The organism is Nitrospinota bacterium (assembly GCA_029881495.1).
GTDB lineage: Bacteria > Nitrospinota_A > UBA7883 > JACRGQ01 > JACRGQ01 > JAOUMJ01.
Map to the genome: position 1 here is coordinate 38,023 of JAOUMJ010000006.1, position 15,608 is coordinate 53,630.

At 50.4% G+C, this 15,608-nt stretch carries 10 protein-coding genes; all 10 read right to left on the minus strand.

The features are described 5' to 3' along the window. Nucleotides 1-20: 20 nt before the first annotated feature. Nucleotides 21-740, minus strand: a complete 720-nt coding sequence (rlmB, locus tag OEY64_03930) for a 23S rRNA (guanosine(2251)-2'-O)-methyltransferase RlmB (GenBank protein MDH5542095.1) — start codon at nucleotides 738-740, stop codon at nucleotides 21-23. Beyond that, entirely contained in the window at nucleotides 741-2,177 is a 1,437-nt protein-coding gene (gene cysS, locus OEY64_03935) for a cysteine--tRNA ligase (protein MDH5542096.1), read from the minus strand. After that, nucleotides 2,177-3,601: a glutamate--tRNA ligase gene (gene gltX, locus OEY64_03940; GenBank protein MDH5542097.1), complete on the minus strand. Its 1,425-nt coding sequence runs from the start codon at nucleotides 3,599-3,601 to the stop codon at nucleotides 2,177-2,179. Before gltX ends, cysS begins: the two co-directional genes overlap by 1 nt. A 4-nt stretch (nucleotides 3,602-3,605) precedes the next feature. Then, nucleotides 3,606-4,097 (minus strand): 2-C-methyl-D-erythritol 2,4-cyclodiphosphate synthase, encoded by a 492-nt coding sequence (gene ispF / locus OEY64_03945; protein ID MDH5542098.1) that lies wholly within the window; start codon nucleotides 4,095-4,097, stop codon nucleotides 3,606-3,608. 114 nt (nucleotides 4,098-4,211) lie between these two features. After that, complete coding sequence (locus OEY64_03950) at nucleotides 4,212-5,063, minus strand: flagellin (protein ID MDH5542099.1); 852 nt, start codon at nucleotides 5,061-5,063, stop codon at nucleotides 4,212-4,214. Nucleotides 5,064-5,300: 237 nt separating this feature from the next. Then, nucleotides 5,301-5,978 (minus strand): hypothetical protein, encoded by a 678-nt coding sequence (locus tag OEY64_03955; protein MDH5542100.1) that lies wholly within the window; start codon nucleotides 5,976-5,978, stop codon nucleotides 5,301-5,303. 1 nt (nucleotide 5,979) lies between these two features. Continuing rightward, the gene (locus OEY64_03960) at nucleotides 5,980-7,671 is read right to left on the minus strand and encodes a glycosyltransferase family 9 protein (protein MDH5542101.1); all 1,692 of its coding nucleotides are present in this window, start codon (nucleotides 7,669-7,671) and stop codon (nucleotides 5,980-5,982) included. Continuing rightward, entirely contained in the window at nucleotides 7,668-9,482 is a 1,815-nt protein-coding gene (locus OEY64_03965; GenBank protein ID MDH5542102.1) for a glycosyltransferase, read from the minus strand. Before OEY64_03965 ends, OEY64_03960 begins: the two co-directional genes overlap by 4 nt. Next, nucleotides 9,472-11,361 carry a DUF115 domain-containing protein gene (locus tag OEY64_03970; GenBank protein ID MDH5542103.1) on the minus strand — a complete coding sequence of 630 codons (1,890 nt, stop codon included), beginning with the start codon at nucleotides 11,359-11,361 and terminating at the stop codon, nucleotides 9,472-9,474. Before OEY64_03970 ends, OEY64_03965 begins: the two co-directional genes overlap by 11 nt. Further along, the gene (locus tag OEY64_03975; protein ID MDH5542104.1) at nucleotides 11,358-15,539 is read right to left on the minus strand and encodes a glycosyltransferase; all 4,182 of its coding nucleotides are present in this window, start codon (nucleotides 15,537-15,539) and stop codon (nucleotides 11,358-11,360) included. The genes OEY64_03970 and OEY64_03975 overlap by 4 nt, the downstream gene beginning before the upstream one ends. Between the last annotated feature and the right edge of the window lie 69 nt (nucleotides 15,540-15,608).

Consider the following 15,608-nt stretch of genomic DNA (forward strand, 5'->3'; position numbering starts at 1 on the left):
AGCTCGGAGCTGTGTAAAGGCTACTTGGTGAGAGCGTAGAAAATGACCGCGGCGGCAGTGGAGACATTCAGCGAATCGACCTTCCCCTTTACGTCAATCCGCAATATCCCATCGCACGTTTTCTTTACCAGCGGACGGACGCCGGACTCCTCGGAACCGAGGACGACCGCCATCGGGTAGCGCGGAGCAAAAGACGAAAGATTTTCCTCCCCATCAGCATCTGCTGATACAACATAAAAACCGTTCTCCTTCAGCTCTTCGATTGTTCGCGCGATATTCGTAACCCGGCAGAAATCGAGATACTCCGTCGCCCCTGCCGAAGTTTTTACCACTGTGGAATTTATCTCCGCGCTCCGCTCTTTCGGGAATATGACGCCTGCCACGCCGAACACCTCCGCCGAGCGGAGTATCGCGCCGAAATTATGCGGATCAACGATCGAATCGAGGACGGCGATGACCGGTTTCTCCCCGGAGCTGGCGCATTTTGCGATGAAATCATATATATCGAGGAACATTATCGGCGCCACCTCGACAACAACACCTTGATGCACCGCGCCGTCAGCAAGTTTACCCAACTCCTTTTTTCCTGTCGGCCTGAGCGTCACCTTTCCCGATTTCGCGAGCGTGATAATTTCCGAAAGGCGCTGTTCGCTGTCAGTTGCGTAGTGAAGCGTAAAAACGGTGCGTCGTCCGGCGCGAAGCACCTCGCGTACCGGGTGAACACCGTAGACGATTTCCATCTAAACCTTGACGGTCCAGGTGGTCCCGGTCGGAGAATCGTTCAATACTATTCCTTTCGATGCAAGTTCGTCCCTGATATTGTCGGACTTGTGGAAATTCTTTTCCACGCGCGCCTCGTTCCGCTTTTCTATCAGATCCAAAACCTCGTCGGCCCCCATACCTATGGAGGCAAGATGTTTCTCCTTGAGCGATTCCAGGAACTCCTTCGGATCGCGGTTTAGAACGCCAAGCAATCCGCAGATCTTCTTGAAAAATGCGAGTTCGGAGGCAAGTTTTGCCGCCCCTTCCCTGTTCTTCTTTTTGAATCCGTCACAAAGGCGGTTCACGTTTCCGTCTGCTTCATTCAACAACGCTATAACTGCGGCGGAATTGAAATCATCCTCGATAGCGCTTTTCAATTTTTCGGAATAATCATCAGGGATACCTGCCTCGGCATCAAGGTCTTCCAGTAGCGATTCCGCGCGCGCGGATGCGGAGTAGAAACGGGATATCGTCCTCTCTGCTTCAGCAAGGTACGGATCGGCAAAATCTATCGGCGAGCGGTAGTGAGTGGAGAGAAGGTAATACCTTACTGCTTCCGGATCGAATTTTGAAATTACATCCTTTATCGTGAAAAAATTCCCCAGCGACTTGCTCATCTTCTCCTTGTTGATGTTCACAAAACCGTTATGCATCCAGTAATTCACCGGAGCGCACCCCGATGCGCCGTGGGACTGCGCAATTTCGTTTTCATGATGCGGGAAAACAAGATCCTTCCCTCCGCCATGAATGTCGAATGTCTTCCCAAGGAGATCGCGGCCCATGGCGGAACATTCGATGTGCCACCCCGGTCTCCCCTCTCCCCACGGCGAAGGCCATTTCGGCTCACCGGGTTTCGCTTTTTTCCAGAGGGCGAAGTCGAGCGGATCGCGTTTCGCTTCATTAACCTCCACCCGCGCCCCTTCCTCCAGTTCGTCAAGATTCCTCTTCGAGAGAGCGCCGTAATGGGGAAAATCGCGCACTGAAAAGAAAACATCCCCTTCAGATTCGTATGCCAGCTTCCTGGCGACAAGCTCTTCTATCAGCTTTATCATCTGAGGGATGTAGAGCGTAGCCCTGGGCTCGCCGTTTGGGCGCTGAAGATATAGAGCGTCCATATCCTCATAGAACGCCTTGATGTTTTCCGCGACAAGTTCGTCGCATGAAATACCACGTTCGTTAGCACGGTTGATTATCTTGTCATCCACATCGGTGAAGTTCCTTATATAAGTCACGTCGTAACCGAGGTGTTTGAGCGAACGAAAAACAAAATCGAAGGCGACCCCGGCGCGCGCGTGGCCGATATGGCACCTGTCGTACACGGTAACTCCGCATACGTACATCTTAACCTTCCCCTCCTCAAGCGGAAGAAAATCCTCCTTCTTCCCGGTGAGCGTATTGAAAATCCTGAGCCCCATTACTTCAGGAGCCCCAGCAAAGTGTTTGTTCGCATCAACCTCTCCTCCACAGGGAGCCAGTCATAAACATGCTTCAACTCCGGCCCCCCCAGCCGCCCGGTAAGCGCGACCCTGAGCGGCATGAAGAGTTTTTTACCGGAAATCCCGGTATTGTCCTTTATCTGTTTTGTCACTTCGCCAAAATCCTCATTCGTCAAAAATTTTAGAAATGAGTTTAACACTTCTTTGACCGGAAATTGCGAAACTTCCTTCAGGGCGCTGTCGTCCATGATGTAGTCGAAAAAAATCGATAACTGGCTGTCGAGATCAGCAAGGGTTTCAAGATTCTCCTTTACCGCGTTGATGAGGAAATGTTTCTTTTCCGTAGAGAGGTTCTTGAAATAGAGCTTGTTCTTTACTATGAAGGAACTCCCCGCCCTTAGTATCGCTTCGGGCGCTGCGTTCCTCAATTTCCGCGCGTTGAGCCATCGCAGTTTCGTAATATCATATTTTGCGGGTCGAACCGCGACGCGGCTTAGGGAAAACTTCCTGATTATATCCTTCGTTTCCATATCCTCTTCGCCGTCTTCCGGATTCCAGCCAATAAGTGAAAGGAAATTGAGAACGGCGTCCGGCATGAATCCTCCATCCATCAGTTCCAAAAAGGATGCTCCAGCGTCTCTCTTCGAGAGTTTTTTTCCTTCATCGGAAAGTATAAGGGGGAGATGGGCGAACGACGGCGGGTTATGGCCAATGGAGTTCATCACAAGTATCTGCCTTGGCGTGTTGCTTATATGGTCCTCGCCCCTTATCACATGTGAAATTTTCATCATGGAGTCGTCAACTCCGGCGGCAAAATTATAGGTCACCCCTCCCGTGGAGCGTTTGACTATAAAGTCCCCGACGAGGTTCAGGTTCACCTTTATCTCACCCCGCACAAGGTCGGTGTAGGTCAGCATGTCACCCTCCACCTTGAAGCGGAGCGCGTATGGCTCGTTCTTCATCTTTTCCATACCTTCTTTGCTCCCGATCTTTCGGCACCTCCCCGTATAGACCGGCGGAAGAGACCTTCTTTCAAAATCGGCTTTATCCTTCGCGAGCAGTTCCTCACTGCAGAAGCATGGATATATCTTTCCTTCATTAAAAAGCTGTTCCAGCACCTTTTTGTATAGTGCTTTGTGTTGCGACTGGTAATAGGGTCCTTCGTCCCAATTGATGCCAAGCCACTCAAGCGCCTCTACGGTCTGTTCCGCGTATTCGGGCTTGCTCCTTTCAGCATCGGTATCCTCTATCCTGATGATAAACTCGCCGCCGGTATTGCGCGCGAATAGCCAGTTGAATATTGCCGTTCTGATATTTCCGGCGTGAACAGGACCGGTAGGGGATGGCGCAAACCTGACCCTTATGCCGGATCTCCCTTTTTTGGCGCCGGCGGGATACTCCATTACCTCAATCCCTCTCCCCGGCAACAGGCGTAAGGAGCGCAACTGCCATTGCGGCAATCCCCTCCCCCCTGCCGGTAAACCCAAGACCTTCTGTTGTTGTGGCCTTGACGCTGACAAGTTCAATGCCGATACCTGCGGAAGTAGCTATCGTCTCCCTTATCTTTTCTCTGTATGGGATTAACTTCGGCTCTTCGGCTATTACTGTGCAGTCGAGGTTCCCTATTGCATAACCTTTCTCTCGGACCATTGAAACAACACTCTTTAGGAGTTCTACGGAAGATATTCCTTTATATTTGTTGTCGGTAGGGGGGAAGTGAACCCCTATATCCCCAAGTGCAAGCGCGCCGAGAAGCGCGTCGCAGATAGCGTGCAGAAGCACATCGGCATCGCTATGCCCCTCCAGTCCGAGGGGATGAGGTATCTTCACCCCGCCTAGATACAGGTCCCTCCCCTTTGCGAAGCGATGAACGTCAAAACCTGAACCTGTTCTCATTATGAATGACATGATAGAACGTAACCGGAGAGCAAAACAATATACTTATTATCGGTAAATTATTTATTTCAACTCCGATTAAAAACGAGACCGAGGGGGAAGAAGGCGGGTGAGTTGTTATGCGGCTGTATTGAGCAGAGAACCGATAAGCGTCTGCTGGGATTTCAAAACCTCCTGCAGAGTTTTTATACCTGCGCCGAAAAGAGCTTCATTCCTGGCGAGGCTTGAGGTCTCCTCCGCGTAGTCAAGTCCCCTTATCTGCCCTTCAGCCGCGGCAAGATTTTCCCTGTTCACCGCGAGATTGCTGATAGTGCTATCAAGCCTGTTTCCCAAAGCGCCGATGTTTGCGCGGCTTTGAGACACCTGCCCTATCGCGCTATCAAGCGCGTTCATGGCGACCCTTGCGTTCTGCGGATTGTCTAGATTCGCGCCCGACAGACCCATTGACTGCGTCGTGGCAGGTTCAACTGTCGCTACGCCTATCCTGTTGCTTTCTCCTCCGTCCGCGCCCGCCTGAATCGCCATCTGCTGAACGGCTCCGGTTCCCATCTCCCCAGTGAGGAGTTTCTGTCCGTTAAACTCGGTATTTCCTGCTGTCCTGTCGATCTCCTGCATTATCTGGCTGAATTCGTTATTTATGGTTTCGCGCTGTTGGGGCGAAAGAGTGCCGTTGCTTGCCTGAACCGCCAGTTCCTTTCCGCGAATAAGCATATCGCTTATCTGTGAGAGCCCCCCTTCGGCAGTGCGCAACATCGCGGAACCTTCGCTTACGTTCCTGACAGCCTGGTCAAGACCCCGTACCCGGGAACTCATCATCTCGGCAACGGATAGGCCAGCCGCATCGTCTGCGGCCTTGTTTATCCTTCTGCCAGATGAGAGCTTGTTGAAATTTTCGCTCAGGGAACGGTTAATCTTGACAAGACCGCTCTGTGCGCTGTTCCCTGCCTGAGCTAGATCTGATAGTGGCATAATTTTATTCCCATTAATGATATTTATCCAACATCATTATACAACAGACCCAAATTAAAATACAGAGCACCCCGGAACTAGCGCACAACCGGAAACCGGAAAGTAACGCATAAATAATTTTCGCTATAAACTATTGAATTAAATATGGATACAGGAGAAACACCGTCATATCGATAGGAGGAATGTACGGCGTTATAACAACTCCTCGATGAAATCGAAGGAAAGAAGCAAGGATAACTAATTGTTTTTCTTGACTATAATCTCACATAAAACCGGAATGATCTCTTTCCAGTCTGAAATTATCGGTACCAGCTCGTATTCCAAAACGTCGGCCATACCGACCCAGTCACGATTTTTCTGCACCTCGTGAATCGATGCAAACACATTCAGTAGCGCTTCCTCTCTTTTACTTACCGGGGAGGAACTATGAGTTATTTCAGAAAAATCCATATTATTCAACACTTTGACTTTTGAAAGTATTTCAACGAAAGTTTGCAGGGCTTCAACCACCTGAAGAAAGTGCTGGTTTGCCACCGATTCATCCTCCAGCCGGAATTTATCAGCGCTCTCCTCAACCAGTTGCGATATTGAAGCGAGAAAATCATCCACTTTATTGAGGGTTCTCAGCGAAACAGTGACCGGCGTATCAGTCGATATGGAAATTGAATCAACTTCCGAGAGCTGTTTTCCCAGTATCACATCCTGTTTGCGGTCTTCAACTACTTCCCCGTCTATCTCCATTTTTGAGATAAACTCTTTTTGTGAAAACTTCTCAAGTCTTACCTTTTCGAGAAGGTCGCCGACTGTCGAAAGTCCGGCAGTTGATATCTCAACACCTTCACCGTTCAATAACAAATCCAAATTATAACTCCCGTCTTCAATCTCTTCTGCATACCCTATCATGCTGATGTTCATTCTACAAACTCCCTTTAGCCGTTTCCATTGAGTTATTTTTTCTGCTGTTGTCTCCCCATACTCCGATAATGCGAATCATCCCTGCCGTTCCCAAAAGTATCCCCTTGTAGAGTACTTTTGTTTTGGCGAGCATTATTCCGATATCCTTGTCCACAAGGTTTTCCTTGCCGAGCTCGAAAAGACGGGTAAGTGGCCTTAATTCGGCGTGCGCGTGACCAAGAATATCGATTTCCCTGTCAACCGCGACGATCTCCTCCCCTTTCTCCTTCACCTTCTCAATCTTCCCCTTTTTAAGATGCGCTTCCGTATCGGAGATCAGCTTCAATCCCCTGCTTGCCGCATTCGCCAATTTTCGAAATCTTTCCTGCACCTTCCCTGTCCACTCTTCGGCTTTCTCCGGCGTCCATGCGAGATAGTTTTTATTCAGCTTCTCCAGCCAGTAATTATCCTTTAGACCTCCTACCGCCTGGGAGATGAAGAAATACCTGTACATGAGTGCGAGAATATTGTGGCTTTGAGGCTCGCATTTTTTCAGCGGCCTGAACCATATGAAGTTTGCCTCGTCAAAATGCGATGCTACAACCACTTTTTCCGGAAAAGTTGCGGCGTCGATATTCAGATCCGGCCTGTCCTGAAGCTCTTCTATCATCCGCGACGCCTGCGCCACCTCTTCCGGGGTGATCTTTTCCAGACAGGCGTAGTGTGGACATGTCGTATTGTGGTAACAGGGAAAACATTCCATATCCGGCTGAAGAATAATGTTCCCCTCCGAATATGGGCCGGTCTCCGGGGCGAATGCGTGAACCAGAAACAGGCCGACGATTTTCGTCCCTGTCGCGGCGGCAATATGCATCGTTCCGGTATCGTTTGTGATAAGAAGCTCGCATCTCCTTACCAGTCCGATAAGCTCCGCTAGAGTTGTCTCCCCTACCACGTTTATATTCTTCTCCTTCATCATGGAAGATATCTGCCCGCCCAGCTCCTTCTCCGAAGTTGCTCCGAAAAGAAGCACCTTGGCCCCTCTCTCACTGGCAACAAGGTCCGCCGCTTTAGCAAATTTTTCCGGCGGCCATCGCCTGTCCTTGAGGCTGGCTCCTGCCTGGATGCCGATAACCCTGTCACCTTCCGATATCCCAAGTTTTTCCAGAAGAGGCGCAATGCTTTTGCCGTCTCCTTTCTCTTCAAGGAGCACCTTTTTGCCGGACGGCACTACCCCTCCGCCAAGCTGATAAAGGTCGACAAGGTTAAAGCTGTTGTACTTTCTGAACGCCAGGAACGCGGCGAAGTATACGAGCCATGGATCGTTGATGATCCGGTATCCTTCGTCCGAAGAGTAAAAGCCGTGCACTTCAGGGATATCAAGCAGTCTGCTGAGCGCGGCGGAAAAGCGGGAGTGGCTCAGGTTCACCAGGATATCAAAACCGGGAGCCTTCAATTCGTCCACAAGGGTGTCAAGATACCGGTAGACATCTATTATTCTGGTCTCATTTCCATCCTGGGGGATAAACTGCTGTACGTCGAGAATTTTCAGTTTGTCGATATTGGGGGTGTGCTCGCAGACATCCGCGAATTTAACATTCCCAAGGAGTGTTATCTCGCACCCCGGATACTTTTTCTTCAGACCTGCAAGAAGAGGGGTAGTCTGTATAAGGTCCCCCATCCGTGTATGGTTCAGCACCAGTATCTTTTTCATTTCTGCACCAGCACCTGGTTCAACATCTGGAAGATCGATTCTACCCTCGAGAGGGAACCTTCACCTTCGCCGATTTTGTCCATCACTTCACCCAGCGACAGAGGTTTTTCAGGATCGAAATTCTCAAGGAACTTTACAAGCTCACTGTTCCCTTCCGCTTCAGCAATGATATTTTTCACGATGTTCGGAGAGTCGCTCTTTCTGTTCCACCTTTCTCCCAGTGAATCGCCTTCTTTGGCGATAATGAATTGAAGCATCTCTTCCATTCTTCTCTCGAACGTGTGGTCAGCCAAAACCCTCCTGTATCCACTCTCAGCCACCTTCTCCCTCTCCGCGTCGTGAGCAAGATAGTAATCTATCTTTTCCCTCAGCTCTGAAAGCGATCTATAGGTTTCTATCTCCTTTCCCGGCTCCATAAGCGGTGAGAGTTCCCCCCTGGCGTCGACAAGCTGGAAAGCCTTGCAGGCGGCTATCTCGAAAACCCTGGGGTTCACAAAATCTCCCACCTGGTCTATCCCGAACAACTGCGTGGAGCTGTGGAGATTCAGATTGATCTTCGTCGCGTTGAAAATTTTTACATACTCTTCAGGTTTCATCCTCTGGTTGCGGTTCTGCACAAGCGAACCTACAGAGTCGCCGAGGTTCCATTCGGTTCCCCATATCTTGAAATCGTAATCCATCAGTCCTTTGAAGAACTCCTGCCTGTTCTTGTATCCCGCCCCCATGAAGGAAAGGTCAGAACAGTATTTCCCTTTTTCATCCTCCGCCACCGCGAACGGCCTGTGAACATCCGGCGACGCGGCCTGGGGGAGATAGGCGACATTATTTGCTCCGAGCTTCGCAAGTTTTTCAAAAAACTCGCCTTTCTGTATAGTGAAAAAATAGTCATAACTGGGAGCCACTCTCTCCCAGTACTTAAGAGTCCGGAAATCTTCCACGAACCAGAAAGCTACCGGTATCTTCATCCCCCTGATACGGGAGACCACGCTCGTTTCCAGAGGCGCCTGCGCCATCGCCAAAACAAGGTCCGGTTTATTTTCATCCGTAAACGCGGCTATCGATTCGCTCAACATGTTTGTGAACAACTGCCTTATCTGGCTGAGATGGACTTCGTTCCTGGTTATCTCCGGCAGTTTCATGAATGAAGGGGCAAAAAATGTCGCGTCGAACGGGATCACTTCCACCCCTATTCTTTCAAGCGCGCGGCAAACATACCGAAATGTCGGCTCCGAGCCGCCGTATATGGGGCTCACTACCATTACTTTCAGCCTTTTTTCGCTTAGGTAGGAGCGTACCGCGAAGGAAGACTCCAGTTTTTTGAATTCTTTTTCAAAATGCCTCATGTATGGCCTGTACGGAAAAAACACTGTGCGGGAGAGATCGCGCGCATATATTTTCTCCACGTAATCGTCGCCGACAAATATCTCGCATTTTTCAATGAGATGCTTCAAGTCTGCATTTGCCATCGCGCTTGCGAAGATTTCCATTGAAGGTTCGACAACTACCGTCTTTTTCCCCTTATCCAGCAGGCCATTCAGATGGTAGCCGTACCCTAACCCGAATACCCAAACCTCACCTGCCTCCTCCGGCACCATTGAAAGAATTACGCCGCTCTCTTCCAGCGGTTTGTAGGCCGAATGGTAGGCAACGCCGCCGAACTTGAAAACCGGATTGCCGGTTTTCGATACAAACGGCTCGATCCGGGAATTGCCCTGATCCTTATCCATTTCTCCGAGCGCGGACTCGTATCGCGCGAAAAGCTCCGCGTTCACAGCTTTAAGTATCTTTTCGTTGGTCTCCCTAAAAGACACTGACGAGCCTCCTGCTTTCGGACGTATTAGTTTTCCTTTCCCATTTTTTTACCTTATTTTCCATATCTTTGGTTACCTGATACATCTCCCTGAAAAATATCAGGAACACTTCACCCGAGATGAAACCTTTTTTACGGCTCTCGGATGATTTGAAAGCCGATCTTATCCTTTGTATTTTGTCGAGCGTGTTCTCAAGCCTCCAATGATTTATCTCCAGGAAATCGGTCTCCTTCATTATCTTCTGCATATATGCGCCGCACAGCCTGACCCTCTCGTCGAGATTTTTCTCTTCCCCTTTTTTCTGGGCCAACGCCGCTATCTCGCCGGCAACCTTTAGGCCGTGCGAACAGAGTTTTTTTATCTCCCTCGCCGACTCAACAAGCTTCATCAGCTCTTTCCCTACTTCAGATGTTGAAGCTGGCAGTTTCACCGGGATATTCTTCTTGATAACGGATTCAATATCCCTTTTCGTGCCGCAGTAGATCTTCGAAACCTCCTGCATCGTATATATCTCCGCACCTTTTATGCGCGCCCCCCCTTCGGTGGCATTGATGCAGTGTACCTTTTCCTTCTCTATCTGTATCTCAAACCAGTTTCTCCAAGTATTCATTTTTACGCTCGAGAGAAGGCGGTGGCCGAGGTTTCCTTCAAGTTCGTATTTCGCTTCAAAATCGATCGCGTCGCTATGGAGCGAACCTTGCGGTGCATTCGACCCGAACGACTGATAAACGGATTCCTGTTTGGCGCCCCCGGCGTGAGTACGCCCTCCGCTGAACGCAAGGTCCTGCCCTGTAAGGATTATCGGCGAGCATCCCATCCTGTTCGCGAAATCGAAGGCGGATGTAGCGACCGAACCGCCGGTGGTATTGATTCCCAAATCCCCGGTAAAACGCTCCAGCCACTGAACAAGCGGCTCACTGTAACTTGTCACCATCATATCCCCTTTATGTTCGGAGAGTATTTTCGGGTATGTGACCGGGTTTACAACAAGCGTGTATCCGCTGCTGTCCACGCCGTCGAGATGCGACCAGTTTTCTATAAGCGCGTCGAGTGATACCACGAAATGAGGGGTGATACCGTTCCTCAACAGCGTCTTCAGCGCGGTATCGACGCATATGACAACCATGGACGATTTCGCCACCTTTATCCATCGGCAGTTTTTATCGAGTGAAGGACCTGCCGACACTATGAGCGCGGGTATCCCTTTCAGTTTCCCGAAAAGGTGCGATATCCCCGGACTGCCCAGTATGTAGGAAAGGTTTGCAAGAATGTTCGTCTGCCAGAGCCCCGAGAGGGTGGTAATCGCCTGCAGGTTCGCATCCGCCATCGACTTTTGCCGTGAAAGCACCTCATCCAGTTGATGGTAATAGTCTGTATCGCACGAGACTGAGAGGCCGTTCTTTATCAACTGGAAATTGGAGCGGGTGAATACGCCGAACTCCTTCTCAAGCCGTACCATGACGGCATCGACCGGATTTTCACCGACAGATACGCATACGCGCGGATCGCCAAGCTCCCTGCTTAGATCAAATCCTTCAAGAAGTTTTTTAAAGTAAGCGATATTCGATTCTATGAGAAGGACGAACGCCGTCGCATCCGCGGTTTTCAAAGTTTCAACAAGCGTCTCACCGACGCCAACCCCGGCCAGTATGATAACTTCGCTGAATCCGAAAAGATTTTTGTCCGATATCCTAGAAACGTTCGCCGGAAGCTCCTGCCTTTCAAAACGTACGGTGCGCCCCCCTTCAAGGGTCATAACCATTGCATCGCCATCCACGCTCACCCTTGGATCGTCCTTGACGGACTTCAGGCGTGAGACAAGCTCCGGCTCTTTCTCGATCAAAGCCTCGATGTTTTTTTCAAAATATCCGGTTCTCACGCGCCCACTTCCCTCAACTCCATGATCTTTCCCATTAGCGTTTCTGCATCGGCGTGCGCAGGGTCGAGAATGAGTATCTTTTCCACCGCATCCTTTGCATCTTCGTACTTTCTTAGAGTGAAGCAGACACCTGCCAGGCCGAAAAGGATATTTACGTTTGCGGGATGAAGATCAAGATATCCCTTAAGCGCCTTTTCTGCGACATCCAGTTTGTTCAGCGAATACGCGGCCTGATGCAGTGTCGTCACTGCGGGGAGATTTTCAGGATTGACAGACAGCGCCTTTTGCAATTGCGCGAATCCATCCTCCTTTTTTCCTCCGTAGAATAGAGCCATGCCGAGCCCGCATATCGCTCGGTCGTTTTTCGGATTCTCCTTTACCGCCCTGGCAAAATATTCCTCCGCTTCGTTGAAGCGGGAGGAGGCGAGCCTTAATGCACCCAGGCCGATATTGCCTCTTTCGTTTCCGCCGCAGCTTACAGCTTTCAGATAATGGCTTTCAGCTTTCCCCGCTTCACCCGACTGCTGGAAGAAATCTCCCATCTTTACCAGCGCATCGGCATTATCCGGGTTGAGCGATAATGCCCCCCTTGCCGCCTGGCCGGAAGCGAGCCTGTAACCTTCTTCCCAATATTTTTTTGCGGTATCGGCGGGATTTTTCGCAAGAAGCTTACCGAGCGCTTTCCTGTAATCGTAGACCGTTTCTACACCGTCCTTTTGAAGCACGGCAACAAAGGAGCGTCCGCGCAACAATTCCTCGATATGCACAACGCTTATCCCTTCGATAAGGGAAATGAATTTCCTGAAACCTTCAATGCTGAACCGGTGGGTCGGAGCAGGGTAAAAACCCTCGTCATCCCCGTCTTGCGCGACAAGCATTGCCAACACTCCACCATTTCTCAACATTTCAACGCATTCGTTCAACCTGCCGACAATGTCCCCTTCATACAAAAAGGCGTCGTAGGAGGTTATGTAGTCGAGATCCCATGAAGAATCAATCTCGTGGTCATGCTTTTTCAGCGCAAGCCCTTTTCCTTTTTTTACAGGGCATAGAGCTGTCCTTTCAGGATGAGCATCACCGGTGGAGTATTTCGCAAAGAGCGCTTTGCACTTCTCATCATGTTTCCCGTCCCACCAATGTTTCAGCGCACGGAACATAAGACCGCGTCCGGCAATACTCAAACCCTCGCCAGTTTTATCGCCAGCTCGTTTATACGAGGCTTCCGCCTCTTCGAAACGTCCGAGCGCCATGTTCACGTCACCCTGCAACTGCGCCCTTGGGCCAGCTTCATCAACAAACTTCCCTGCAAACTGTTCAGCTTTGGCGACATCCCCTTGCGATAGAGCGGAAAGTGCGTCAGCAAGGAAATCGCTATCCCCTCTTCGGGTCACTCTTGTGCCTTTCAATTTTTCCTTGAACATCTCCGGATGCCACGGCGGGTACTCCTCGGAGGAAGCTTCCTGGTTCTGTTTTGCGCGCATTATGTATTGAAATGCGAAGAATCCGGCCATCTCCTCTTTTGTGAGATTATCCACCTGCCAGCGGCCTATCCTCATCGTTCCGCTTGCGCCTTCCTTATATATGTCGTCAACGCGCTTCGAGCTTACCTCTATCTCCGTCAGGCCTACCCTCGCAAGCATCTCCTTTATCTCATGAAGTGTAAAAAACCTTAGATGCGTCCTGTCCAGCAGTCCCTCTTCACGATAGGTCCATCTCCCCTCTATAAGGGAATTCACCAGAGAGAAATGCTGTACATTCGGAATGCTCATCACTACCGCGCCGTTCGGCGACAGGAGGCGGAGATGTTTCCGCAATACATCCTCCGGATCGACAAGATGTTCCAGAACGTCTGCGTACACAATGCAGTCGAAATAACCTGCCGGATATGGAAGCTCAACCTTCGCCACATCACCCACAAAGACGGTATCTAAAACCTTCGCGGCTTCCTTTGCCGCATGCGGGTCGTACTCGACGCCGATTACTTCCCTCCCCTGCTTTTGCTCCTTCAGGTATCTGCCGGTCTCGCCGGAAGCGCAACCTATCTCAAGTATCCTAAGCGCGGTATCCGGTACCTGCTCAGCCACTTCCGGCCTTACATTTTTAAAATAGGAACGGCCCTCCGCCGACACACTGGCGGATGGACCGTCCTCTCGGACTTTCTCTGCGAACTCCATCATTACTTTCACTATCTTCTCCAATCGATGGCGATAGGTATGCTTCTCAAGCGCCTCGCGCATCCCTTCGTTTGCAATCCTTTCCCTCTCATCGCTGTTTTCCAGATAATACTTTGCCAGCTCTGCCACGTTTTCATCGTTATAGATGACAAGATGTTTCCTGTCCTCGAAGAAATCTTCAAGCCCATCCGCATTATCGGTCAACAGCATCGCGCCAGAGGCAAGCGCCTCGAACACCCGCATGTTTAAATCGAACTTTATCGCGTTGTTGAAAACTATCCTGCTCGCGCTGAAATGCCCGGCCATCTCTTCGAGGAAAAGCCGTTTTACCGACACCTCTCCGCATCTGGCCGATATTTTTTCAAGCAGGCTTTTCCTTCTCTCGTGCGTCTGCGTGAGGCTGCCGACGAAACCGACGTCATGAATGACCTCGACATCCTTCCGCCCATGCACTTCAGGATCGCACGCAAGCGGAAGCCAATGGACGTTTCGAATACCGGCTCTCTCAAACTCCGGTATGTAGGTCCGCTGGGCCAGGAATACAACGTCGAACAGTCTTGCTACCTTCAGATGTTGATCGAAATTGATATGGGTATCTATCAGATACGCCGCTTTTGGTATTGAAAGTTTTTCTATTCCAGCGGGGGGACCGTCCAGCCCCGTATCGATCCAAAGAAAGAAGTCGGGTTTCGACTCCCTCGATACGAGGCTGTAGATAATCTCCGCGTCCCTTGCTATGCTTCTTGGCACATCCTGCGGCTTTATCTCCGCTTTCATGTTGTGCAAGTTCCAATGTTTGATCACTTCCGGCGTTATCGATGCTCCGCTTGTCACGACCGTATGCGGAGCCGTTATCGCTCTTTTAATATAGTGCGCCGTCGTTGCCGGATAATAGACATAATCGATCCAGATTCTTGCCGGTTTTGAAACCTCCAGTTTACCAGCCGGTTTAGGAGCGGCGGCTTTCTTCATCTCTTGAATAGGCTTTGCCATGCCACTCACCCTCGATGAGCCGGCCTTAACTGTTTCTTCAATGAGTCCCTTCCAGTTCTCAACAAACTCGGTTATCGGGAACCGGACCTTGACTGCGTCCCTGGCCGCCTCTCCAAATCTTGCCGCTTTCTTCTGATCCTCGAGAAATTCCCTCGCACGCGAGGAGAGCTCTTTCGTATCGTTGCTCACATAGCCGTCCACTCCGTCGGTGACTGGGGTTGTAGGATTATCGAGTGACAAGATCGGCATTCCTGTAGCCATCGCTTCGAGAAGCGCAAGGTTATAGCCGTCTTCATACGGCGACTTTGTTGTATTGAGAAAGACCCGGCAACTGCGGTAATGCATTTTCAGATCATCCCATCCGTTTGACAAGCGCGACCCGGGAATGGTCGGATTCTCGCCGAGTATGGTAGTCGGAAGCCCTTCGCATATTTTCTGCTGTTCCGTAAATCCGAGCATTAGGTCCCTCTCGCGCAACAGGTTCCCCACTCTTAGTATCGTCGCGAGATTCCCTTCGTATCCGCCGTAGAGATCTGTATCTATTCCGGGCATGATCACTCTTCCGCGCCCGAGGTTCCAATCCGCTTTCTTCGATTCCGATATGAAAACGAGTTCAGCACCTTCCAAATAGGGGCGAAGCATTTCCAGGTATGAGATCCGTTCCGCCTCACTTTTTTTACTAAGCCCTATCTCGGTGGAAAGCTTGTTGTGAAAGACCATAATCTTCGGCAGATCTTTCCACCCGGCGACCATTCCGAGATCCCTGGCGTTGTGACAGATCGCAAGGTCGATTTTCCGGTCGCTAACTCGTTGGGCGGCTTCTTCGCGGCCAAGGAGGCGGATGTTTTCAGGCAATGGGCGCATCCTGGTATCCCAAACGCGGGTCTTTCCAGCCGTTATTTCCGGCTCAACGACCAGAAATTCGTGTCCGGTTCCGGCAAGCATTGCCAGGTATGGCTCATGCCAGTTGAAGGAAAGAATTGTAATTCTTCCTCTATTTTTGACGCCCAATGTCACTCCATGAGGTAAAATTTTCCCAATTTCGCCTGTTTCCAAGCGCTATAACCTACATAGCGTGTA